The sequence below is a fragment of the Shewanella sp. SM29 genome (assembly GCF_025654245.1).
GTDB lineage: Bacteria > Pseudomonadota > Gammaproteobacteria > Enterobacterales > Shewanellaceae > Shewanella > Shewanella oncorhynchi.
Genome location: NZ_JAKKRN010000001.1, coordinates 276,625 through 300,615, shown reverse-complemented (window position 1 = coordinate 300,615; position 23,991 = coordinate 276,625). Strand labels below are relative to the sequence as shown.

At 45.7% G+C, this 23,991-nt stretch carries 15 protein-coding genes, 2 pseudogenes and 1 riboswitch; of the genes and pseudogenes, 9 read left to right on the top strand and 8 right to left on the bottom strand.

Annotated elements, in window-relative coordinates:
• A pseudogene (locus tag L5L77_RS01355) lies at nucleotides 1–236 on the top strand (IS4 family transposase); the annotation flags it as partial.
• 14 nt (nucleotides 237–250) lie between these two features.
• Here the strand turns inward: L5L77_RS01355 and L5L77_RS01350 are convergent.
• Nucleotides 251–1,228, bottom strand: a pseudogene (locus L5L77_RS01350) (short-chain fatty acid transporter); the annotation flags it as partial.
• 250 nt (nucleotides 1,229–1,478) lie between these two features.
• On the opposite strand from L5L77_RS01350, the gene L5L77_RS01345 reads away from it, so the two are divergent.
• Nucleotides 1,479–1,949, top strand: coding sequence for an FKBP-type peptidyl-prolyl cis-trans isomerase (locus L5L77_RS01345; protein WP_173497559.1), 471 nt, complete (start codon nucleotides 1,479–1,481; stop codon nucleotides 1,947–1,949).
• A gap of 132 nt (nucleotides 1,950–2,081) precedes the next feature.
• On the opposite strand, the gene L5L77_RS01340 is transcribed toward L5L77_RS01345, so the two are convergent.
• Both L5L77_RS01340 and L5L77_RS01335 read right to left on the bottom strand, forming a co-directional pair.
• Nucleotides 2,082–4,688, bottom strand: coding sequence for a glycosyl hydrolase family 18 protein (locus tag L5L77_RS01340; protein ID WP_263221863.1), 2,607 nt, complete (start codon nucleotides 4,686–4,688; stop codon nucleotides 2,082–2,084).
• Nucleotides 4,689–4,801: 113 nt separating this feature from the next.
• A riboswitch (cyclic di-GMP riboswitch) is annotated at nucleotides 4,802–4,890 on the bottom strand.
• A gap of 349 nt (nucleotides 4,891–5,239) precedes the next feature.
• Nucleotides 5,240–6,025, bottom strand: a complete 786-nt coding sequence (locus tag L5L77_RS01335; protein WP_028761333.1) for an ROK family protein — start codon at nucleotides 6,023–6,025, stop codon at nucleotides 5,240–5,242.
• A 654-nt stretch (nucleotides 6,026–6,679) separates the two neighbouring features.
• Between L5L77_RS01335 and L5L77_RS01330 the strand changes: the two genes are divergently transcribed.
• Nucleotides 6,680–8,467 carry an aminopeptidase P family protein gene (locus L5L77_RS01330; protein ID WP_263221860.1) on the top strand — a complete coding sequence of 596 codons (1,788 nt, stop codon included), beginning with the start codon at nucleotides 6,680–6,682 and terminating at the stop codon, nucleotides 8,465–8,467.
• A 173-nt stretch (nucleotides 8,468–8,640) separates the two neighbouring features.
• Here the strand turns inward: L5L77_RS01330 and L5L77_RS01325 are convergent, their stop codons facing one another.
• Nucleotides 8,641–9,906, bottom strand: a complete 1,266-nt coding sequence (locus L5L77_RS01325; RefSeq protein ID WP_263149057.1) for an HD-GYP domain-containing protein — start codon at nucleotides 9,904–9,906, stop codon at nucleotides 8,641–8,643.
• 531 nt (nucleotides 9,907–10,437) lie between these two features.
• Between L5L77_RS01325 and L5L77_RS01320 the strand changes: the two genes are divergently transcribed.
• Both L5L77_RS01320 and L5L77_RS01315 read left to right on the top strand, forming a co-directional pair.
• Nucleotides 10,438–12,006, top strand: coding sequence for a methyl-accepting chemotaxis protein (locus tag L5L77_RS01320; RefSeq protein ID WP_263221857.1), 1,569 nt, complete (start codon nucleotides 10,438–10,440; stop codon nucleotides 12,004–12,006).
• A gap of 362 nt (nucleotides 12,007–12,368) precedes the next feature.
• Nucleotides 12,369–13,670 (top strand): DEAD/DEAH box helicase, encoded by a 1,302-nt coding sequence (locus L5L77_RS01315; RefSeq protein ID WP_028761337.1) that lies wholly within the window; start codon nucleotides 12,369–12,371, stop codon nucleotides 13,668–13,670.
• Nucleotides 13,671–13,871: 201 nt separating this feature from the next.
• On the opposite strand, the gene L5L77_RS01310 is transcribed toward L5L77_RS01315, so the two are convergent.
• Nucleotides 13,872–14,762: a hypothetical protein gene (locus L5L77_RS01310; RefSeq protein ID WP_263162065.1), complete on the bottom strand. Its 891-nt coding sequence runs from the start codon at nucleotides 14,760–14,762 to the stop codon at nucleotides 13,872–13,874.
• Between the two features lie 361 nt (nucleotides 14,763–15,123).
• Between L5L77_RS01310 and L5L77_RS01305 the strand changes: the two genes are divergently transcribed.
• The 3 genes from L5L77_RS01305 (at nucleotide 15,124) to L5L77_RS01295 (ending at nucleotide 17,714) form a co-directional block, all read left to right on the top strand.
• Nucleotides 15,124–15,771, top strand: coding sequence for a peroxiredoxin-like family protein (locus L5L77_RS01305; RefSeq protein WP_219254075.1), 648 nt, complete (start codon nucleotides 15,124–15,126; stop codon nucleotides 15,769–15,771).
• Nucleotides 15,772–15,903: 132 nt separating this feature from the next.
• Nucleotides 15,904–16,539, top strand: coding sequence for a DUF2913 family protein (locus L5L77_RS01300; protein WP_263148865.1), 636 nt, complete (start codon nucleotides 15,904–15,906; stop codon nucleotides 16,537–16,539).
• A gap of 422 nt (nucleotides 16,540–16,961) precedes the next feature.
• Entirely contained in the window at nucleotides 16,962–17,714 is a 753-nt protein-coding gene (locus L5L77_RS01295) for a substrate-binding periplasmic protein (RefSeq protein WP_263185716.1), read from the top strand.
• A gap of 79 nt (nucleotides 17,715–17,793) precedes the next feature.
• Here L5L77_RS01295 and L5L77_RS01290 read toward each other — a convergent pair whose 3' ends face one another.
• From L5L77_RS01290 to L5L77_RS01280, 3 genes are read right to left on the bottom strand one after another with little or no spacing between them, the layout of a single operon-like run.
• Entirely contained in the window at nucleotides 17,794–18,315 is a 522-nt protein-coding gene (locus L5L77_RS01290; protein ID WP_028761343.1) for a hypothetical protein, read from the bottom strand.
• 18 nt (nucleotides 18,316–18,333) lie between these two features.
• Complete coding sequence (locus L5L77_RS01285) at nucleotides 18,334–20,457, bottom strand: aldehyde ferredoxin oxidoreductase (protein ID WP_263191274.1); 2,124 nt, start codon at nucleotides 20,455–20,457, stop codon at nucleotides 18,334–18,336.
• A 16-nt stretch (nucleotides 20,458–20,473) separates the two neighbouring features.
• The gene (locus tag L5L77_RS01280; protein ID WP_105251824.1) at nucleotides 20,474–21,118 is read right to left on the bottom strand and encodes a 4Fe-4S dicluster domain-containing protein; all 645 of its coding nucleotides are present in this window, start codon (nucleotides 21,116–21,118) and stop codon (nucleotides 20,474–20,476) included.
• Between the two features lie 355 nt (nucleotides 21,119–21,473).
• On the opposite strand from L5L77_RS01280, the gene L5L77_RS01275 reads away from it, so the two are divergent.
• Nucleotides 21,474–23,843, top strand: coding sequence for an OmcA/MtrC family decaheme c-type cytochrome (locus tag L5L77_RS01275; RefSeq protein WP_263221854.1), 2,370 nt, complete (start codon nucleotides 21,474–21,476; stop codon nucleotides 23,841–23,843).
• The last annotated feature ends 148 nt before the right edge of the window (nucleotides 23,844–23,991 follow it).

Sequence of the window (23,991 nt, the reverse complement as noted above, 5' to 3'; positions counted from 1 at the left end):
TCATCTCTATGCTGGCTGAAATCGTGTTGTGGTGTATTGGGTTAGCGGCACAACACCTTGGATGGCAAAGATATTTTCAAGCCAATACAGTGAGAAAGCAGGCTGTGCTATCAATTGTTAGACTTGGAAAGGAAGTACGCAAAAGAGACAAATATCCGGTAAAGGAGACAATTTTTCGCTGGGCATTAATCGAATATATAAACTTAGTTCATGACGCTGGAAAACCTCAATTATGAGGGGATCCCCCAGTGCCCGCATAAAAGGGAAATTGGATAACAATACCTGCGCCGCCCTTAATGGCCTCATTCAAACTGGTTAATAAACTGCGTGGTGTTTGATGTAACAGTATGGCGAGGAATAAAAATAAGAAGTTCACTAAATTGAGGTTTAAGCTGCCGCCCTGCACCCAAAAGTAATAACCTAAGTATACAAGCCCAGCGCCACCGACGCTCCAGCCGAGTAAACGACTATTTTCTAACTTATCCGCAGGACGGCTTTCAGACTGACGCTCGCTCACATTTGCAGAGTTAAGCTCTAACGCCGAAGCATCAAGTTCAGCGTCTTTGTCATCAAGGGCGCTTGGGTCGACATAAACACTGTCTTTTTCTTCTGGCAACATAAAGCGATTTACTAAGGGCATGACCACAAACAGAATTGCCACTAACAATAAATTATAACTCGCGAAAATGGTGTCACTGGTGGGGATGATACCGATTTGCGATTCAGAGAAATGCCCCACCGTCGCTATGGTTAATGGGATCGAACCCGCAAGCCCACCATGCCAAACCACAAAGCCAGAATAGGCGCTGGCGACCAGCAATCGATAATCCACTTTCACTTTGCGAGCTAAGGCTTTGGCAAATAACGCGCCCACCACTAGCCCAAAACCCCAGTTAATCCAACTGGCGGCCAGTGACACCAAAGTCACTAAAATAATGGCTTGTGGTGCCGACTTAGCCAATCCAGCAATGGCATCGAGCAGCTTTTTAATCGGCGGGGAGCTTGCCAACATAAATCCTGCCACCAGCACTAACAGCATCTGCATCGAAAAACTTAACAGCGTCCAAAAGCCATCGCCCCAATAATTGATGACTTCCAGCGGGGTTTTATGTTCGGCAACCACAGCAGCAATTAATACGACTAAGGTAAGTAAAAGCACGAAAATATAAGGATCGGGTAGATATCGGTCGACGAGTTTGACCAGAGGTTTTGCCGCTTTGTTTAACATAGACTTTCCTTGTTTATTATCTGAACTAAAACGTCAACACGCCCTAGTTCTTATTTGTTTTTATTGAATTTTTATTGAGCCTTAAGCCCACAGATTAAGCGATCTCTAAAACAGGATAAAGTCTTGAGGGAGTTTTTAACGGTTTGAACTGGTAGCACCAGATATCCCGCTCAACGCACACGCGAGTGCCGATAGCATCTGATGCTAAAAAACTGATAATATGGCAAAAATTAACTAAGGTGCTCTTTATATGAAAATGTTACTTGCCGTTGTGGTGATTGCTGGGGTGATTTTTTACTTCTTTACCTCGATGAACGGCCAAAAAGCCGCCCAAGAAAATATCCGTTTAGGCAATGAGTTTTTAACACAAAACAAAACCAAAGAAGGTGTGATCACCACAGCTTCAGGTTTGCAATATCAAGTATTAACTCAGGGCGATGGCACTGTTCATCCTAAAGCCAGCGATACAGTGACAGTCCATTACCATGGCACTTTGATTGACGGTACTGTGTTTGACAGTTCGGTTGATCGCGGCGAACCCATCGCATTTCCGCTTAATCGGGTGATTAAAGGTTGGACCGAGGGCGTACAACTTATGGTTGTTGGCGATAAAATGCGGTTTTTTATTCCCAGTGAACTCGCCTACGGTAACCGTAGCACGGGCAAGATTGGTGGTGGTTCTGTGTTAATTTTTGATGTGGAACTGCTTAAGATTAATTAAATCAGTCTTCAATGAGTCTGTCTTAATGCATTCGGCTGTATTCATAAAAAAACCTTTCGCTTAATAAAGAAAAAAGCCCTGAATCTTCGCAGGGCTTTATTTTTTAACCAATAATATCAAAATTTTGGATAATTACTGACAGGTTGCCGCGCCAATATCAACCCATACCGCTGCAACACCCGGTACATCACCTTTAGTCCAGTAACTCGCCTTCCAAACACGACCGTTATAGCGAGCAGTTTGACCGCCGTTATACACCACACCCGCATCCCAACCGAGATCAACTTGGCTGAGTAGCAGCCATTGGTCTGCGGTGCGAGATGGCGTATTACCCTGCGTCCAATACTTTGCTTTCCATACCAACTGACTATGGCTCACAGTATCGCCCGTGTTATACACCACACTGGTTTGCCAAGCAGGATAGTTACCGGCATTGGGATCGGTTGCATCGCACCCACCACCAACCACTTTTGGCGTCACAGTCAGATTAGTCGATGCGCTTGCATCTAAGGCACCATCGGAAACCAACACGCTCAAACCATAGAGGGTCGCTTCGGTAACATTGGGGCCAGTAACCACTAACGTGGCACTATTTTGCCCGGTTGCCGACACGCCTGCGGGCACAGTCCAAGCGTAGGTTAAGGCATCACCATCTGCATCGGAGGCACTCGCTACTATACTGACGGTTTTACCCGCTTCAACTGTCGCAGTCGGAGCCAGAGTCACTACAGGTGCTTGGTTCGGTGTATCTGCCTTATTGGTTACTGTCACTGAATCTGTGGCAGATAACCCTTCAGGATCGGTGACTTTAAGGCTAAAACCATAGACGACATCGGCAGATGTTGCACCCAATTGAATCGCCGCATTCGCCATATCCGCGTTTGCGATGGTAATAGTTGGGCCAGACACTTGCGTCCAAAGATACGTCAGCGCGTTATTCTCAGGATCGCGCGAACCGCTACCATTGAGCGTCACATCGGCGGGACCGGTGACATTCACATCCGCGCCAGCATTGGCAATGGGCGCTTTATTCACTGGCGGAGTGGTGCCTTCACCATGACCTAAACCTTCGTGCATGGCATTCAGAATGTCACCATTATCGGCATCAAGTTCCCACGCAAAAAGCCCACCAAGTTGATTAGAAAGCACATATTGCCCCTTGGCTTTAACTGAACGAGCATCATCGAAAGTGATTAAATCGCCAGTAGATGCCTTGAACAAAGATGGCGCCTCAGCTGTTTCGTCGTAACTGTAAGTCCAACCGCTTCCCATGTAGTCATTCGCTATCTGACGATAATCCACCACACCAGCTTCCCAAGTACCTTTTACTTTGCCCGTTGCCGTCCCCGTGAAAGGATTATTACCACTGTAGCCATTGACACCTGTCCAGCCGCGGCCATACATAGCGGCACCGACCACAATTTTCCCTGGGGTCACGCCTTGGCCTAACAGCGCATTAACGCCATTAGCTGTGGTGTAACGAGTATTAGGATCCCAACTCGCTTCATACAGATTGGTTTGATGGCCGAGTTCAGTATTAGTCCAACCACCATTAAAGTCGTAACTCATCAAGAAGATGTAATCCATGTACTGCTGAGCAGCCTGATAATCGACTTTTTGAATTTTATCGTCACCAGCGCTAATGGCTGAGGTCAGCTCATAGGTACGACCCGTTTCGGCGCTTAGTTCATCAAGCATTGCCCGCAGTTCACGCATCAGAGTCACATAGGTTTCACCGTCATTGGCATTACCTAAATTTGGGTTAGCGCCATTCCCCCCTGGAAATTCCCAGTCGATATCTACGCCATCGAAGAATTTCCAGGTCTGTAGAAACTCTTTCACCGAAGCGACAAAGATATCGCGCTTGGTTTTATCACCGAAGAAAAAGAAGGGATCCGAGAGGGTCCAACCACCGACCGAAGGTAAAATCTTCAAATCTGGATGTGCTTGCTTAAGTGCCATCAATTGACCGAAGTTCCCTTTGTAAGGATCTGAATGCTCACTCACTCCCGCCTGCGGTATTTGAATCGCTGCCCAAGGATCGTGAATCGCAACTTTAAAATCACCACGACCACTACAGGCACGTTGCAACGCTTCGAAACTGCCTTCGATTTCTTTCAAGCTATCATTGATGCCATTACCACCACAAATTGGGGTAAAGCCATATAAAATATGGGTTAAGTTTTGCGCAGGTATCTTATCGACCGGAAATTTACGGCCGTATACGCCCCATTCGACAAAGTAACCTCCCACCACTTTGCCTGATTTATTAGCATAGGGACGGTTGTTTTCTTTTAGGGGAGCATTGAGTGGCACTAAATGGCTGCCGTCGGTATCAGCCACGAGGATTTGTTTAACATCACTCGCAGTACAACCATCGCTGTTACACAGTTGTACTTGCATCTGATAACGGCCGCCCTTGTTCACCTTAAAGTTAGCGGTTCCCGACGCGCCAGATGGGCCTTCCCAAACTACATTGCCGTTGAGTAACACTTGGGCGCTATTGCCCACATCGCCACTCCAAAGGTTCCAACTGACGGATACATCGGCGGCATCTTTCACCGTAACTAATTGATTGTAAGCGGTAGCCGCTTGATTCACTTCAATAATAGCGAACTTAGTTTCGCCCCAACCTAAAGTCGGTTTACCGGGCGCCGCTGCAAAAACGCTGGCACTGATGGTAGATGCCAGCGCTGATGCCACTAGCAAGGCTGATGTTGAAATTTGAGTCTTGAACATGAGATATCCCTATTGAATTTTTATATGAATCAATAAGGCAAACAAAGCGTAGACAGGAAACAGCACTCTCTTAAAACCATGCAAAACGACTGACAACTGCACGAAGAAAAACCTGTGGTATCCCCGCTATCATAGGTACAGACGAACCCTTAGACCGGAGGCTTTGCGTCCCAGTTTTTCAACTGGTTTGCCTTTTACACGCAATGACAACGCTGTCATTGCAAATATCAGAATAAGCGTAAGTGAAATAAAATTGCAACAAAATATTATCAACTGCGTTATTGGCTAAAATCGTAAATAGAACTAGCCATCTGATAAGAAAGGAATTATGCAAATTAAACTATCGCTAATATTTACTTTGGATAATGAGGATTATCTGAATACTTTAAAAATAAAAAAACAGGACTCGATATGCCAAAGGCATCATAAGTCCTGCTTTATATTTCACAATTTACGTCGCTTATGCAGCTAAAACTCAATCACTAAACATTCATGGCGCAAACCATTGTCGAGCAACATTATGATCCTTATGCGCGGGGCATTTATTATCCTTATGCACGGGGATAGTCCCTTGCGAGCATCACAGATAAACCGCGGCAAACCAAGGTTTCCATATCATCGACACGATTGATTTTCATCTCAGCTAAGGGCGCGCTCAATGCCATTTGCTTTAAGCTTTCGAGACAGCCTTTGTAGTAAGGAGCGCTATTCATCATACCGCCAGCAAGCCAAATTCGATTGGGATTAAATAAATTAACCGCCCACGCTAATCCCATGCCGAGATAACTGCCCGCGCGATATAAATCATCCTGAGTGGAGATTTTGCGGCTGCGTACTGAATCGCCACTGGCCAGTTGCTCTAAACTAAACTCGCCAGATTCTGTCATCACGCGACAAGGCCCCAACTCCCCCGCCACGCCAGTCGCTCCCGTAAAGACTTGCCCATTAAAGGCAATAGACATACCGATCCCAGTGCCGCACATGACCAATAATTCACAGGCATATTTGGCATCACAAGTCGCTTGCATACCCGCATCGATATCGTTGCAGATAAACTTAAGCTCACCCTGGGTTTTGACTGTATCGAAGCTCAATCCATTGAGTCCAGGTAAAGATTTACAAGAAACCAAACGATTATTTTGTACCAGTCCAGGTACGGCAATCGCTAGTTGGTAATGCTGTAAATCATAATCACGTTCAAACGCCGCAATTTGATTATTTAACTCTTCAATTTTAAAACCTTCACCTGTGGGGATTTTATATTGTTCTGTATGTCCCGCGAGCTGAAGTTCGAACAGGGCTTTGGTACCGCCCACATCTATTGTTAGTATTTGCATCGCTTACTCCACTGATACATGTGCCCCACTCTGACCCCGAGTAGAGATGGCAAATGTTAGCATAGGGTCCAAATGTTAGCGATTGAATAAAACTTAAGTTGCTAATTTGTAAGGAATAAGTCATAATTAAACATGACCAACCTTTTATTTAATTCACTTTTCACGCTCAAAATCACATAAATAAATTAACAACAAATCCCATAACCTCAAGCGTCTTACCTGCACAAATTCACGATTGTATACAAAATCCTTTATTCGCTACCCTTGCATCTAGCGCGCTAGACTTGCGATAATCCGAGCCGGTTAAAACTCAAATCAACATATACCCAAGCTACCTGAAGATACGAGTTTCAGAGCGCCTAGGGTGCTTCAATTCAAGGCGTATCAATGACAGAATGTCGGCTACCTTTTGAATTGATGCAACACGGAAGTGAAGTGCCCTAGACGCTCCGTCCCGGCGGTTTTTAACGCACTTTATACTGCGTTGGTTATTTTTAACTTAGCCCACTAGGTCTGCAAATAACCGCCTTGCCTAAAGTGCGTTAAATTACCGCTGAATCCTGCATCTTCAGGTTGTTTGGGTATAAACCATTCATCCTTAGGCGATCTTCGCCTACCGACTCGCATAGCATGCCAGTCTTAATTGGAGCCCTTATGTCACAATCAATCGCTAACCGTCTCGGTGCTATTCGTAACGAATTAACATCTGCTAATCTCGATGCTTTTATTATTCCCCGTGCCGACGAATATCTGGGCGAATATGTGCCGGCACATAACGAACGTTTGTACTGGGCAACCAACTTTACCGGTTCGGCGGGTATGGCTATCGTATTGAAAGATAAAGCCGCAATATTTACCGATGGCCGCTATACGGTTCAAGTTCGTTTGCAAGTCGATGCCACACTTTTCAGTTATGAAAGCCTAACCGATACACCACAAATTGAGTGGTTATGTGACACGCTACCAGCAGGGTCTCGCGTTGGTTTCGATGCGCGCTTACACACCTTAGCTTGGTATGACAATGCCAAAGCAACCTTAAATAAATCCCAAATCGAATTAGTTGCAGTTGAACAAAACCCCATCGATTTGCATTGGCAGAATCGGCCAGCACAGTCGAACGCGCCTATCACTTTGTTTAGCAACGAGAGTGCTGGTAAAACCAGCCTGCAAAAACGCATTGAAATTGGTGCATTAGTAAAAAAAGCCGGTGGTGATGTCGCCTTAATCGCCGCCTTAGATTCTTTCTGCTGGCTACTCAATATTCGCGGCAATGATGTACCGCGCCTGCCCGTTGTACTCGGCAGTGCCCTGCTCCACGCCAATGGCGATATGCAGCTTTTCACCGATTTAAGCAAACTCCCAGAGGGCATTGAGGAGCATGTTGGTGCTGGCGTAAGCTTTAAGGGCGAGGCATCTCTTGCCGATACACTCGCCAGCATGCAGGACGTAAAACTACTTGCCGATCCGAATTCTGCAAACGCTTGGGCACAAAACATTGCCCGTGAGGCAGGAGCAAAATTAATTGCCGGAATCGATCCTGTCGCTTTACCTAAAGCGCAGAAAAACGCCGCAGAACTGGCCGGCATGCGTGCCTGTCATATCCGCGATGGTGTCGCCGTGAGTCGATTCCTTGCATGGCTCGATGCCGAAGTGGCAGCCAATCGCATGCACAATGAAGGCACCCTTGCGGATAAATTGGAAAGCTTTCGCCTAGAAGATGAGCGTTACCGCGAGCCAAGTTTCGACACGATTTCAGCTGCTGGTCCTAATGCCGCTATGTGCCATTACAATCACAACAATGGCACACCAGCCATGATGACAATGGACAGCATCTACTTAGTGGATTCTGGCGCTCAGTATATTGACGGCACGACAGATGTGACCCGTACCATTGCGATAGGTGAAGTGACCGATGAGCATAAAAAAATGGTCACGCTGGTGCTAAAAGGTCATATCGCGCTAGACCAAGCTCGCTTCCCAAAAGGTACTTCAGGCCAGCAGCTCGACGCCTTCGCCCGCCAATATCTATGGCAACATGGTTTTGATTACGATCACGGCACAGGCCATGGTGTGGGTCACTTTTTAAGTGTGCACGAAGGTCCGCAGCGCATAGGTAAAAATGTCAACGGTATCGCATTGATGCCCGGCATGGTGCTTTCCAACGAGCCGGGTTACTACCGCGCCGACGATTTCGGTATTCGCCTAGAAAACCTCGTCGTCGTTCAGCACTGCGAAGCACTTAAAGGGGCTGAGCGTGAAATGTATGAATTCGATGCGTTGACTATGATCCCTATGGATGCGCGCCTTATTGATAAGAGCCTGTTAACGCAAGGGGAAATAGACTGGTTTAATGCTTATCATCAGCAAGTCTTCAATACACTTTCTCCGTTGATGTCAGGGGATGAATTGGCTTGGTTAAATCAAGTAACTAAAGCAATTTAGCACTCCGCTGATAAATAGCGATTTAAGTCGTTATATTAGTCACTTACGCGCTATAAAATAGAACGCCCAAGGCAATTAGCATTGGGCGTTTTTTTAGCGCTATCAGTGTGTTTTAAAACCCACGCCTTATTTCAAAACCATGATTTCAAAACACGATTTAAAAACATGAGTCGCTAAACCATAGTAGGTTGTGCCATCGGCTGATAAGCATCATCCAGCGATGCTTTAGACAACACTTCAAAGTCCTGATGAATTGCCATAAAACAATCGACTAATTCAGGGTCGAAATGCTGACCTTTGCCTTCAATAATTAACTCGATAGCCTCTTGGTGGCTAAAGGGCCGCTTATAACATCGGGGAGAAGTCAGCGCGTCATAAACATCAACTAGGGCCACTATCCTCGCCGAAAGCGGAATATCTTCACCTTTCAAACCAAGGGGATAACCACTACCATCCCACTTTTCATGGTGACCCGAAGCAATATCGCGGCCCATCTGAATAAAAGTACATTGGGGCGCATATTCCAACAAACTGCGTAGCACTTGTCCCCCGATCACAGGATGAGCTTTAATTTGCTCAAACTCCTGCGGCGTTAATTTACCCGGTTTAAGCAGAATCGCATCGGCGATACCGACTTTACCTATATCGTGCAAAATGGCCGACAAACTAATGTCTTGAATATAATCTTCGTTCAATTCTGCAGGAGGATTGGCGGCCAGTAGTCGCTGCGACGCGAGCATTTTCGAATACTGCCGCATACGTAGCAAATGCGCGCCCGTTTCGTTATCTCTGTATTCGGCGAGTTTAGCTAAGCCTAATACGGTAGCTTGGCGTGATGCTAAGGTTGAATCGAGTGCGTCAGCCAACTTACCTAATAAATAAGTGATGGTTAACGTCAACATGGCATTGGTCACGATAAAATTGACCACGACAACGGCCCAAATACCGACACTATAACCTTGGGTTTCAGGCCAATTGAGCCAATTAAAATGATAGGCAAAACCAATCAATACCAAACTTAGCCCATTCAAACACTGGGCATATAAGCTGGCTCGATTTCCTAAAAAAATACCGACTAACGGCGGGAAAATAAATAACCAGAAAAAACCAGCTCCCGAAGGGCCAATCGCAATTAAAAAACCGATGCCGATAGCAAAACCCAGCAAGCAGCCACAGCCAAAACGCGTACTATCAGCAAGCTTAGGAAAATACAGTAAAAGCAGTAAAAACAGATAAGCCAGCGTATCAAATACCACCATAAACCAGAGATCGGCGATGACGCATAAATACACACTAGTGATATATACAGGCACGCAGAGAATCGCTAGAAAGCCAAATAAACGTTCAAAGATCAAACGTCGCCAATGTGGCAGTGCCGCCGCTGTTCCCAAGGACGCTGTGGCTAATTTAGTTACACCACGCCTAAGTGATATCGCCATGGGAAGTTCCTCTTATGTAGCATTCCCGCTGTGAGCTAATGAAGTAGAAGAGCAAAATCAAGATACACCGCTGAAGCAAGGAAAAATAAGCCATCTTTTGTTGCCCATTAAAGAATAGACTAAGGCCAATAAAGCGCTCCATGAATACTGCGATATCAAGCCGAATCAACGACATTAGCCCAATATCATCGAACATAATTTATATTTAAGATGAATGACAAATACCCACTCAAGACATAAAAGAATAACCCTATACAAAATACTAGAATTAACGATTTAACAGGATAAACGCTCGTTTAACTCCACATTCTCGCTACTTAAAAACTTTATATATTGCAATAGCTTATAAATACGACGAACGATTGATTTTCACCTGTCAGCCATGAGAAACCGCTCTCCTATACCCACACAAAAATGATACTCTTATCACATAACAAGCTTACTCCGATGAGAGTCAGCACAAGAAAATTCGCGCCTAACACCGCGCCCTGAACCCTAATGAACCACATCGGCCCTGAATGGACACACTAAATGAGCCAGAGTAACGCCTCAGCGAATAAAATAGTTAATACGCAGAGATCAGATCAAGAAATCCGCTTAACACCACAAGATGAACTCATTTCCACTACAGATACTCGCGGTATCATCACTTACGTTAATGCCCGTTTTGCCGAAGTCTCAGGCTATAGCGCCCAAGAGTTAGTCGGCAGTGCACACAATATGGTGCGTCATCCCGATATGCCGAGCGCCGCCTTTAAAGAAATGTGGGAAAAGCTTAAGTCGGGCCAATCTTGGCGCGGCATAGTCAAGAACCGCTGTAAAAATGGGGGCTTCTATTGGGTCGATGCCTTTGTTTCGCCCTTGTTTGAAAACGGCACTATTATCGGTTACCAATCGGTGCGCATTCAGCCTCAAGCCGCCTACGTCACGAAAGCTAATGAGATTTACCAAAGACTCAAATTAGACAAATCCATTCCTAAACCCTTAAGTTTAATGCAAAAACGTATCGTATCTGCGGTTGTAGCCTCCACAGGTTTACTGATCGCTGGCTACTTTTGGGGCTGGGGCGTAATTATCGCAGGGGCAATTCTGATGAGTTTAAACCTCGCCATTTTCTACGATGAGGCCTTTCGTATTCCCGCTAAACTGATTGAAATGCAAACCAAATATGACTCTATCAGTCGTTACATTTACTCGGGTGCAGATACCTCTTCTATCCTCGATTTCCAGCTCATCATGCTGCAGGCTAAAATGAATGGCGTACTTGGGCGCACCCAAGATCAAGCCAATCAATTACATGCAATTGCCGATCAATTAGTGGTCGCGACCGAGCAAACCTATGTCAGCCTAGATCAAGAGAAAAGTCAGCTAGAACAGCTCTCTGGCGCGATGGAAGAAATGAGTTCAACCATCACAGAAGTGGCGCAGAATACCCATCTCACCTCCACTAGCATCAATACCGCCTATGATCTCTGCCTTAAAAGCAGTGCCAACATGAAGGCCAACACTCAAAAAATGGAGCAACTGGCAAAGTCTGTTGCCGATGCCACCAACAATGCCCATCAATTAAATAAAGAAGCCGAGCAAGTAGCTAATGCGATGGGCGAAATTGACTCTATTGCCGAGCAAACTAATCTCCTCGCCCTCAATGCCGCGATTGAAGCTGCCCGTGCGGGTGAACAAGGCCGTGGGTTTGCCGTGGTCGCCGATGAAGTACGCGCCCTATCGAGCAGAACCCAGCTATCGACCAACAGTATTTCTAAGAGTGTCGATAAGATGTTCACTATGCTCAACGCATGGGCCAAAGAAATGGAACAAAGCCGTCAACATGCGGAGCGTTGTGCCAGCGATATTCAGCTGTCCGCCGACAATGTAAACACCATTTACCAAGAAGTGAGTGACATCCACACCTTTGCCCAACAAAATGCAGTGGCAGCCGATCAACAGCGTCAAGTGGTCAATGAGATCGCCAGTAATATTCACTCCATCACCCATGCCAGCGCCGAGAACTTAGCTGCAACCCATCTGATTGGTGATGCAGCCCATCTTCTTAAACACAATGCCGAAAAAGCCCTTGGCCTGAGGCGCACCTTCGGCTAAACAATAAGTAAAAGATCCAAAATACCGCAGCCTAGGTTGCGGTATTTTCTAATGTAGCGAGCTTTAATCCGTATTGTTGAGTCCATATTTTACTCAACCCTTGTATAGATCAATAAGACCTAGCCCACCTGAACCAGTGCCAAGCCTTTTATCCCCTCCTGATGAAATGGTGCAGATAAAATGCCAAAACACTAAAAAGTACAGGTTTTAACCGAAATTTTTGCTATACTCCGCGCCCGCCATTTTTCTTATAAAATCTGTGTGGAAGAATGAGCCAGCCGGTACACCTCTCTCCTTTAGACGAGTGATAAAGAGGCTAGTGGCGCTTGAATGTTTGAATAAGTGAACGATAGGAATCCAAAATGAGATTTGAATCTTTTAGTTTTTCCCCCGAGATTTTGCGCGCTATCTCAGATTGCGGTTATCAACAAATGACGCCTATTCAGCAGCAAGCGATACCTGCTATTCGCCGCGGCCAAGATGTCTTAGCCAGTGCCCAAACCGGTACGGGTAAAACCGCCGCTTTCGCGCTGCCGATCCTACAAAAGATGGTTGAAAAACCAAGCGAAACGCTAAAGTCGAATGCCCGCGTATTAATCCTTACGCCAACCCGTGAGCTTGCAGCTCAAGTGGCTGACAACGTTACGGCTTACTGCAAGTACTTAAACTTCAGTGTTTTAACCATTTACGGCGGCGTAAAGATTGAGACTCAAGCGCAAAAGCTGAAACGCGGCGCCGATGTGATTGTTGCCACCCCTGGTCGCTTACTTGAGCACCTTACCGCCTGTAACTTAAGCCTGTCGAACGTCGACTTTTTAGTGCTAGACGAAGCCGATCGCATGCTCGACATGGGCTTTAGCGCCGATATCCAAAAGATCCTTCAAGCGGTAAATAAGAAGCGTCAAAACCTGTTGTTCTCGGCCACTTTCTCAAGTGCGGTGAAAAAACTCGCCAACGACATGATGGTTAAACCGCAAGTGATCAGCGTTGATAAACAAAACACTACAGCCGACACCGTTAGCCAAGTAGTTTATCCGGTTGAACAACGCCGTAAACGCGAACTGCTTTCTGAGCTCATCGGCAAGAAAAACTGGCAACAGGTATTGGTATTTACTGCGACCCGTGAAGCCGCCGATACGCTAGTCAAAGAATTAAACTTAGATGGTATCCCATCTGAAGTGGTCCACGGTGAAAAAGGCCAAGGCAGTCGTCGCCGCGCACTGCGTGAGTTTGTGGCGGGAGATGTACGAGTGCTGGTTGCCACCGAAGTTGCCGCCCGTGGTCTGGATATTCCAAGCCTTGAATACGTAGTCAACTATGACTTACCTTTCCTCGCAGAAGATTATGTACACCGTATCGGTCGTACAGGCCGTGCGGGTAAAACTGGCGTAGCCATTTCATTTGTGAGCCGCGAAGAAGAGCGCACCTTAGCCGATATCGAAAAATTGATTGGCCAACAGATTCGCCGCGTCACTGTGCCAGGTTATGAAGTTGGCAGCCGCGAATTGCTATTAAAGCAATTGCAAACCCGCCGCAGTTTTGCCAAAAAGCAACAAAGAACCGACAACGTCGGCGCTCAAGTTGCTGCTGAGAAAAACATGCAGGGCCGCCGCGTAAAAATGAAGGTGGGTCAAGCACCGAGCAAAGCGAAAAAGCTGAAATAAACAACTAACATAGGCAATGCACCTCGCCTATCAGTCTCGTTATTAAAGCAAAAAGCGTCCCAAGGGACGCTTTTTTATTGAGCCGAATTAATGAGCTATAAACCATAGGCTATAAGAGTGACTCGCTCTCAAAGATGGCTTATCTCAGTCCGAACTCTGTGACGAAGTCAATACTTAGCCTACATAACTGAGGCCGATCACTTATTCGAAAAAACCACCAAATAACTGTTTAAGCCTTTGCTCATCAATGGGATTTTCGCCGCGCCAACCCGCTAGCGGTAAGATGATGTCAGAGCGGATACTGCCCGAGTATTTGATATTGCAGATCGCTTCAAATGGCGTAAATGCTTCATAAAGCGGCGTAACATAGGAATTTGGCATGATGCCAAGCTCAGCTAACACCGTCAGTTGGCCACGGAAACTGTACTTTTTAAATTGAGGAATAATCTTGGCTTTCTTCACCCTTTGCTCGAGTTTTCCGGGTGTTTCATCTAAAGGAGCCTGACGGATAGCTTCAATTAATGCACTGAAGATGGCCACATCCTCTATACTGGGTTTACAAGGCGATAGCGTACAAAACTCTTGTAATTCTATGAGATTGTGCGCCCAGCGCTCGTTCCACACACTGCCAGCGTAACAGGAAAAGATTTCTTGTCCCTGCTCAATCCAGTTAACGCGCTTGATGGAACACACAGGACAAATGTCACTATCGGTTGCCATCGAATGTTCTGGTAGCGCCTTAGCAAACAAATAACTGAGAATGGGTTGACGACCGCGAGGGAAGCTTGAAAAACCACATAAATAGGCCGCCAGTAAATTCTCCAGCGCAAGATTCGGCTGCTTTAGTATCGCTTTATAGCCGAGCACCACATCATCATGACTCAGCTTAACTCGGTCGTTGACCGGATAGCCACTCTGTTCAATCAATGCGATTTCAGCATCAGATAGGCCTTGATAGGAGTAGATATAAGTTCCCGTATCGACATCAAACACATCGCCATTATCGATTCTTTGTTGATAACCATGCTCGTCTTTGCGGTACGACTTTTTATAATAGACTTTCTTTAACGCCTTAAATAATCCCTTATCCATTTACCACTTTCCTATTGAAAAAATTACCAAACATCACTTCAACCTTTCAAGGCTGTGGCAATACTATCACTTTCGCGTTCAGCGCCCCACCTTATCTCAGTTAATTAGCAGACTCGATTAGCTTACTCAATTAGCCCATGTTATCGGCTCACACCATTGACTCATATGAGACTAAAACGAGCTTTTGGGTGATTGAGCAATCATTGCTTTAAAAACACCACGATATCTGGATACACACTGCAATAAATTGCAGCATTCGCCGTTCTTATAGCAGTCATCCCCATTCACGACCCAACAAGCGTACAAACCAGAGCCAATCGCTTGAATTGATAGAATAACCCATAACTAAGAGAGATTACTTATGCCGTCCCTACTACAGCGCTTTTTATTGACCACCAGCCTACTGCTTGGCAGTTTTACCACGCTAGCTCAACCTATCGCTAAGGATGAATATTCGGTTAGCCCACTGCTCAATGGCGAACAAATTCCCGCAATTACCTTACAAGATATGAATGGCCAAAGCGTTGATTTAGCAAAATTAACCGCACAAAAACCAACCATTTTCTTTTTTTACCGTGGCGGCTGGTGCCCCTTTTGCAACAACCAAATGGGGCAACTAAAAGCCATCGAACCTAAACTTATCGACATGGGCTTTCAACTGGTGGGGATTTCCACTGATACACCCGCACAGCTAAAGGCATCGGCCGCTAAAAACGAACTCAAATATCAGCTACTTTCCGATGAAAAAATGCAGGCATCGCAAGCCTTTGGTCTTGCCTTTTACACTAGCAAACAAGTCACTGATACTTATCTGAGTCGCTTAAAACTGGATAACCCACTGTGGACAACGCCCGAAGGCGATAAACGCTTAGTTCTGCCAGTGCCGGCAATTTATATTGCTGATACTCAAGGATTAATCCACTTCCAATATGTGAATCCCAACTATAAGGTGAGACCCGCACCTAAATTGATTCTGACGGCTGCCAGCCTCGTCGGTGCACCAGAATAATCCATCCCTCATCAAAGCAGCCGTTAAGAATCGTTATCGATTTAGCGGCCGCTTTGCTAAACTAGCTCCGCCGCAATCAATATCGTCCAAGTTCAAATAGATAACATCACTTCAGCCCGCGGCGGAGTCATAATGAATTCTCAAACCTATAACCAAGCTGTGCTCGAACTCGCCCTTGCGGGTCTTGCCGATTTAACCGCTTCAGCACAGACCAAGAAAGCCCAGCGCACCTCTGCGCAGGAAAGTCATTTTTTGTGTAATTGGATGGTCGAGTCCTTAAAGGAAAAACGCTTTTCTAAACTGGTAGCCGACGATCTCACGGCTTGGATACGTTTGGCTCGCAGCCAAGGTGCGGGCGCCGAACTCAAGCGTTTACTAGAAAGGATAGTGTATCAATATCAATCAATTGAGACATCTGAGCCCGCTTTAGGCACGGCATTAAATGCCATGATAGAAACCTTAAAACAAGCCGATTGGTTAGTCTTTACTGACACTGAAATCAGTGCCAAGCTGAAACTCGATGGTGATGGTCAATCTAGCTTAGTGATTGATGCCAAAGAATTTAATCAACATATTAAAGACAATCAGCTGATCAAGCCAATCAACTTATATGTCCGCGCCGATGAACAGACACTAACGCGTATCGCCCTGTCCCATGGGTTATTGCTCAGTCAAGGCAATAAAAAAACTAGCTTGATTAAGCACCATAAAACCTATCAAATTTTCCCTAATAATCAGCAACCAGCTTTGTGTCAGCTATTGGCTTAAGGTAATACCAATCGTATTAAATATCTGTTCATTCAGCGGGAGTTCAACGCGCTTTAGATAAGGCGAAGGCTTTCGGCATAGTGGTGCTCTGCCGAAAGCCTTAAACGCAGTATAAAGCGCGTTGCCATGTAGTGAACATCAGCCGCCCTTCGGGAGCCACACAGGCATCCCACTCCGGTGTTGCATTGACTTAAAAGGGAATAACCATTTCTGCGTCAATGCGCCTTGGATTGAGATGCCTGTGAGGCTCTGAACTGATTAGATATTTAATGTGATTGGTATAACAGCGAAAAGCAGAAAATAGCTTGAATATGGCGGATGTGACTGATTGTGATCCAATAAACAATTCATTCACACAGTTTAGATAGAATGACTATCGGATAGGTCTTGGCTAAAGCAGAGATAACAAGGATAAAAGCAATATGGTTAAGCGATGTTTGCAGTATAAACACTTAGTTCGATTTGCCTTGTTCACCCTTTGCTTGACTCAACAGCACGCCTTTGCGGAACAGCTCAAATACAATATCACTGGCTCCTATTCTTGGTATCCGTATTTTATCGGTGATCAAGCCGAGGCGCCGGGGATGATCACTGAGCTTATTCCGATGATCTTATCTATGGCTGAAATCAAAGGTGAAATCCTCGCCCTGCCGCCCAAGCGCACCAATAATGCGCTAGAAACCGGTCAACTCGACTTTGATATCGTCAGCCCTAGTTGGTTTGAAAAGCAGGATTTAGGGCCGCTGTTTGTCAAATCGACCCCCATAATGCAAATCACTGAATATGTGGTCACATTGCCAGAGAATGTCAGTAAATATAAAGATATCAGCCAGATAAAAGGCCAAGAAATAGGTACAGTGCGCGGTTATTTATATCACGACGATAAAGATTTTATCCGTGCAGACTTTACCTCAGAGCAGGAGCTGATCAAAGCCTTAGATAAACACAGAGTCAACGCTGTTATTGCTGGTAATTACCCGGCGTTGTATTGGTCGACTCAGTTGCGGATCCCTGTCGCACTGGCGGCAGTGCATTCTGATGGTGACTTAGTGTTTAGGTTGCGAAAAGAACATGCCGATTTGCTTCCTGCCATCAATCAAGCCATAGCGACATTGAAGGCCAATGGTAAAATTGACGAAATCATCAAAAAGTACACTCAAACGCTGGCAAGCTAATCTCACGCTAGCTATATGAGGTATTTGCGATAAAAAGCGCCCGAAGGCGCTTAATCAATATCAATGAGGTCGCAGAATCTCAGTTTGACCATTCGCAAGGATCATAATTAGCGAGGACGGCCGCATAGCTGTGACTCAATCCCAGAGTCGAGTAGTAATAACCTTTCCCCTGATTGTCCACTGCATAATGGATATCCTCGGCCCCAAGCTGTTGTGGTAATTGCTCACGCACATTGGCTAATGTAGGCTCATCATAAAGATAGGGGGCAAACGTCAGTACACTCTCCAGATAGACCTCAGTATGGCGGCAACTATTGCGACGGATCTGGGCAATAATCGCCTCAAACGCTTCACCCCGCTCCAATGCTAACCATTGCTCAGCGTAACGTTCAACTATGCTTCTGTCGGAATAGAAGAAATACCGCTTATCCGACAAACGCATCTGCACATCCTTGTAAGCCTCATTGAGGATCAGGCGAATATAACTGTTAACCGTTTGCTCACTATCCCACTCGAGCCCTGCCACGGCGGCGATTTGCTCCGCCGTGACTAAGCGTCCGTGTTGGCTAAATACCCTGATATAACCGACAAGTTCAATCATAGTGTCCAACTATAGAGTTCAACTGGGTAACAGGCCTCGCGCCGCCAATCTATCGGCAACAAAACCTAGGCTAAACTTGTCGAGCGTGGCCCGAGTTGGCGCACCGGTTTGAATATCCCAACCAAAGGCTTCATAGAACATGTCCAGCGCCGTTTGCATGTCAGCGCGGTCCATCTTGATGGTGCCCTCTTGACCGAAGTTTTTATCTGGATTCAAATCATAAACCCAGTCACTGAGCACATCATGCTCTTCGCGCATATTGCTTTCATTCATTTGCAATACGGTTAAGGCACGGTGTAAATGCAGCACTCTTTCCGCCTTAAAGTCCAATTCCGTTTCTGTGGTTTCAATCCCAGTCACTAAACTGAACATCTGCGATTCAATGGTGCTATCGCCTTCATAGTTACGATTTTTATCCGGTGATGCCAACAATGGGAACATCCAATTACACAGTGTCAGAGAGTCATGTAATACGTTTTTCACCAGCGACCATTTTGCAAAACGGATCTTAGCCGCATTGATTGGGGTATACCAATTCACCTTATCGAATGCACCTTCACCCCATTTTTTCTCGGCAATCGCCACTGTCATATCGTGTGGCAAACCACTGTTAACTATGTTGATGTGGGAATGGCACTGAGCATCACGGTTAAAGACGACGTTGATTAACGTACCCACCTGACCCGCGGTTTCACTAGCATGGTGCACGGCAGCATTGGTTTTCTTGTTGAATACCTTAGTGGCACTTTCTTTATGAATATCCCAATTACCTAACTTGGGATTGGTTCCATCTAACCCCCAACGCTTGATCAAATCATATAAGCCGTCGGCCATATGGGAGATTTCACCTTCTTTAAACGCCACTCGGCGATAAAAATCAAGTAAGAAAGCAGGATCTTGGTTATCCCAGAGCGCCCAAGGAATACTGTTAAATTCATCTTCAGGTAATAAATGCTTAAACATATCCTTTGTTTTTAGGAATTTAAATAGATGAGAAATGGAGCCATAGTTACACCAAATACCATAGTCATCGAGAATATGAGCCCCTAAAGCGCCCGCCATCGCATGTGCTTCTGTACCATTTTTGGTGCCCATTAAATACTGTGGTACGAGGAATCCCATACAGACGTTAGATATATGTTCGGTTTTACGACCGTATTTGCTTTTCAATTCAGGGACTTTTAGCTCGCAGAAGCAACGTATTGGGCATGAATGACAGCCTCCCGTACGCTTCATCCACTTATTGGCATATTCCACACCTATGTAGCTTTCTGCCATTGAAGTTCGAAACCCAATACGATTGCGTTCATTCCATGGCACTTCGCCTAAATCAATTTCTTGATCGGCAGCGCCCCACTTCAAACCGGGCCGAGATTTCCAGCGGCTGATGGGTGCTGAGTACTCAGCCCAAGATTGCGGCGTTGAAGGAACGACACCATTATTATTGGCACCGATAATACCTAAAATATGGTCATCTAAGGCACGCATCTTTTCATTATTGGCGGCGATTTTAACGGCGCCAGTGCCGATAATGCCGATCCCTTTACAATTTTTGGACCCCATTACCGAGCCATGACCACCTGCTGAATGCCCGCCCTGAGTCATAATGACAGAAAGAGGCACTTGGTTTTCACCCGCTTGGCCAATCGCAGCGACTTGTGCATTGGGTCCCATCATTTGCGCGATCATAGCGTGGGTATCAAATATACCTTTACCCCATAGGGCGTCAGCAGGTTCAATCGTGACCTTATCATCCACAATTTTAAGCCACACAGGACTGCTCGCTTTGCCTTCTATTGCAATCGCATCGAACCCCGCAAATTTCATTGCGGGTGAAAAATGCCCACCAAAGTGACCATCGGCAATCAGATGTTTTTCAATTACGGGACTACGGGAAGTAATGGTTGTTCGTCCAGTACAAATAACGCCTGAACCCGTTAATGGTCCGGCAGAAAAGACAATAATATTATCTGGGTCGATTGCTGTAATATTATCCTTATGATCATCCCACAATATTTTATAACCAATCCCCATACCACCGATATAGTCATAATATTTATTGATTGGCTCATACCATATATGATTAGTTGTTAAATTAATTCTGAGGACTTTACCCGCCCAACCACCTATTTTATCACTCATATTATTTCTCCTGAATTTAAGAAACTAAGCCGGTATATTTTTCGTATTGTTCTAATGCAGCTTCAGCCTCTTCCCAGTTATAAAATTTAATTGCACCTGTAGGACAAACTTGCGCGCAGGCAGGTTTACCGTTACATAAATCACATTTGACGGCTTTCATTTTACTGCGAACAACTTTAATGACTTGCTGAGGACACTTATCTGCACAATAACCACATCCGACACAACGTTCTTCATCAATCACTTTGGCGCCAGTCTGTTCATTCGTTGAAATAGCTTGCTGTGGACAAACTTCAGTGCAAACTTCGCAGTGGCGACAAGTAGAAGGAACAACGGTTTTATCGCCGCATTCTCCTCGTTGTATTTCATAGTCAAATTGCACACCATGTGGGCCATAGTTCATATTTCTTTCTACTTTGACGCGGGCAAGTGTCGGACTGCTATCCCCTTCATGGTTCCAACCACAGGCAATTTCACAGCGTCTACAGCTAACACAAACCGTAGGGTTCACCACCATGAGTCCACCAGGCATGACCTCTACTATCTCTTGGCTATTACTGTCACTGCCACAACCGGTCAGAAAACTTATTAATGTTCCGCTATAAACTGTACCGACAGCAACGCCCATACCGCCTTTAAGCATTCCTCTTCTGGTAATCATATTTGATCCTTTATTAGTCAAAGCAATATAATTAAAATATGCATACACTTTGATTCCCGACAATTTATGCTAAAGTAATTATGTCTTTGATTTTTAACCTGCGTCACAATTACCCATATTGGGGCATTATTAGATCAAGTTACACGACATGCGTCAGAGTAACGTTTTCAAGAATTAACAATTCAACATCTAGCAAATTCAAATAATGCCTCACATCAAATTACCTTAATATAATTAACAAATAACTTTTAAATTTGGTTAATTAAGTGCAACTCGACTCATAACTAAGTTAATATCTATACCGCATACATTCCGATTAGAGTCCCGACAGAATCTAATTAAAAAGGAATGGAAAATGATGAAAACGAATACCCGTTCTCAATGGAAAATCTTTACGCCAATGGCAGTCGCAGTCTGTCTGATGACAGCCTGTTCCGATGGTGACGATGGGAAAGAAGGTCCACCAGGGATTGTGAGTATCAGCATTGAACAAGCGGATACACTCAAAGCGACAATAGAAAATGTGGTTATCGATGCGCAAACCCATGTACAGGTCGATTTCTTCCTCAGCAATGCCAATGGTATTGCGGTCACAGGGCTAGAAAACCTGAAGGAGCTAGATACCTTAGGTGTCGGTATTGCCAAATTAGCACCGCCGCAGGAGCACTATCAAATCACCCAAGCCGCGGCGAATGCTATGGCAACAACTGGCACAGAAGTCACTAACTCTGCAGCAAGCGCGACAGATGCTGCGTTGCAATGGACCAGTTACATCAATAATCAAGTAGAACCTGCCACAAATGCCCAAGCGAATGCACAGACTCAGTGGCAAGCAGGCATTGAAAGCAACTGTAAAACGGCGTGTCTAACCTCCTTAGGCGCGGGCCAATACCGTTACACTTTGAGTAAACCACTCACGGGTTACTCCCAATTTACGGGGATAGATACCCAGTACTCGCCTGAGCTCACCCACAGGATTTACCTAGAGTTAAAACCGTTCGCAAATAGCCCAATCGACACTCAGTTGATCAACAGCGTGTACGATTTTGTGCCCGCCACAGGACAGACAGTCGCGGCGGATATGAGCCGTAAAGTGATCGCGCCGGAACAAGCCTGTTTTCGTTGTCATAACTCAGACTTAGCCAATACCGATACTCGCCTTTTGATGCACGGCAATAAACGTTTTGCCTTTGAGGGCTGCGTTGTCTGTCACACGACTTACTCTGGCGATCCTGAAACGGGTAATAGCCTTGATATGGCGACATTGACACACCAGATCCACCAAGCCAAATATCAAATTGTAGGTTACAAGGGACAGCTATATGACTACGCCAATGTGACCTTTCCCGGTGATATGACCCAATGTCAGCAATGCCATATTCCCGGCGCAACGGCGCAAAGTGGCAATAGTAATATCCCCAGTAAAACCGCGTGTCTTGACTGTCACAAAGCGCAAATCCCCGCAGATTGGAATGGTACTGTAGCGGGTTTATTCCACAACAGGGAAATTTTTGCCAACCCATGGGCACTGGGCTGTAGCGGCTGCCACCCTGATAGCACTAATCCTGAAGGTGTCGGGCTTTTCCACAATGCCGCCATGAAAACAGCCACTAAGCTGGTGAGCGATTACCAAGTTAAGTTACTGAGTTCGCAGCTAAGCGTTGAAGCTAAGACCCTTGCGGTGACATTGCAAGTGCAGCAAATGGAGCAACTGCCCGCCAGTCAACCTATGATAAAATCCTTCTGGTTGATTGCCACAGGTGAAACAAATAGCGCGAACATGCCAATCAATAACGGCCAGCGTAAAGTGTGGGATTTATTAGCAAACACGAGCGACGTCGCCTTAAAAATTACCGCGCCCAATCAGCTAACAGTCACTATATCTAACCTGTCGGCTGCCGATTTTGGCGATCTGAGTCAGTCAAAACTCTACAGTAAACTGGTGCTCTGTGCCGATAAAAATACCGGCTTTGCCGTTAACTGTAATATCGCAAATCAAGAGGTGAGTCTCAGTGCCATTAATTCGCTAAGCCTGCAAGGTCAAGCTGTTACGGCAAAAGCTAAGGTCGATGAACAGGCCTGTCGCCAATGTCATGATCAAGGATTAGAAGATAGAGTTCTGTCGGCGCATCAAATGAAAGGAATTTTTGACCCCAATAGCAGCTGTGGCACCTGTCATGCACCGCAAACAGCAACCGCACTGACCGATGGGCAATGTCAAAGTTGCCACAGTAATGATGCAATTATGTATCTCAATGCCAATGTGATGCATACTCCTGGGGCCAGCCAAATCAAGCCCTATCGCACCATCAACAATACTTTGAGCTACAGGGAAATGGTGCATTCACTGCATGCGGGAACCCGCACTGTAGTGGGTTTTGATAATCCACGTCCCGAACTCACTTACCCTAATGCAAAAAATAACTGTAGTGTTTGCCATAGCGCAGGACAGCTCAGTCTCGAGGGGCTAAGTGCACAACAATCCCTGTTAGTTGCGACACCCGATGCAGCCAACATAGGGCAAATTGCCGAGTACTCACCGACCTTAGCAACCTGCACGGCTTGTCACACGCTTATCGATAGTTTAGTCGTCCATGCACGCAGCTTTGGCGGAGTTTACCAAAGTGATGCCAGCGGTGGTCGAATTTACCAATCAGGACAGGAGTCATGCGCAACCTGTCATGCCGAAGGTCGCTCATCGGGGGTCGACAAGGTACACAAATAAGCCGTTAGATTTGATTTAATGCCAAAAAAAACCGCTCACCATAATGGTGAGCGGTTTTATTTCATTCGTCCTATTTATCAATCTTTTGTCCGCACAAGGCTCAAAAGAGCAACGGCGAGTGCTTTACTTGATTTGACTTAGTTTAATG

What these genes read in the sequence shown, in the direction of transcription:
- L5L77_RS01335 (WP_028761333.1), bottom strand. Translation starts at nt 6,025, where the DNA reads ATGCAAATACTAACAATAGATGTGGGCGGTACCAAAGCCCTGTTCGAA.
- L5L77_RS01290 (WP_028761343.1), bottom strand. Translation starts at nt 18,315, where the DNA reads ATGATTGAACTTGTCGGTTATATCAGGGTATTTAGCCAACACGGACGC.
- L5L77_RS01275 (WP_263221854.1), top strand. Translation starts at nt 21,474, where the DNA reads ATGATGAAAACGAATACCCGTTCTCAATGGAAAATCTTTACGCCAATG.
- L5L77_RS01295 (WP_263185716.1), top strand. Translation starts at nt 16,962, where the DNA reads ATGGTTAAGCGATGTTTGCAGTATAAACACTTAGTTCGATTTGCCTTG.
- L5L77_RS01300 (WP_263148865.1), top strand. Translation starts at nt 15,904, where the DNA reads ATGAATTCTCAAACCTATAACCAAGCTGTGCTCGAACTCGCCCTTGCG.
- L5L77_RS01285 (WP_263191274.1), bottom strand. Translation starts at nt 20,457, where the DNA reads ATGAGTGATAAAATAGGTGGTTGGGCGGGTAAAGTCCTCAGAATTAAT.
- L5L77_RS01345 (WP_173497559.1), top strand. Translation starts at nt 1,479, where the DNA reads ATGAAAATGTTACTTGCCGTTGTGGTGATTGCTGGGGTGATTTTTTAC.
- L5L77_RS01340 (WP_263221863.1), bottom strand. Translation starts at nt 4,688, where the DNA reads ATGTTCAAGACTCAAATTTCAACATCAGCCTTGCTAGTGGCATCAGCG.
- L5L77_RS01330 (WP_263221860.1), top strand. Translation starts at nt 6,680, where the DNA reads ATGTCACAATCAATCGCTAACCGTCTCGGTGCTATTCGTAACGAATTA.
- L5L77_RS01320 (WP_263221857.1), top strand. Translation starts at nt 10,438, where the DNA reads ATGAGCCAGAGTAACGCCTCAGCGAATAAAATAGTTAATACGCAGAGA.
- L5L77_RS01310 (WP_263162065.1), bottom strand. Translation starts at nt 14,762, where the DNA reads ATGGATAAGGGATTATTTAAGGCGTTAAAGAAAGTCTATTATAAAAAG.
- L5L77_RS01325 (WP_263149057.1), bottom strand. Translation starts at nt 9,906, where the DNA reads ATGGCGATATCACTTAGGCGTGGTGTAACTAAATTAGCCACAGCGTCC.
- L5L77_RS01305 (WP_219254075.1), top strand. Translation starts at nt 15,124, where the DNA reads ATGCCGTCCCTACTACAGCGCTTTTTATTGACCACCAGCCTACTGCTT.
- L5L77_RS01315 (WP_028761337.1), top strand. Translation starts at nt 12,369, where the DNA reads ATGAGATTTGAATCTTTTAGTTTTTCCCCCGAGATTTTGCGCGCTATC.
- L5L77_RS01280 (WP_105251824.1), bottom strand. Translation starts at nt 21,118, where the DNA reads ATGATTACCAGAAGAGGAATGCTTAAAGGCGGTATGGGCGTTGCTGTC.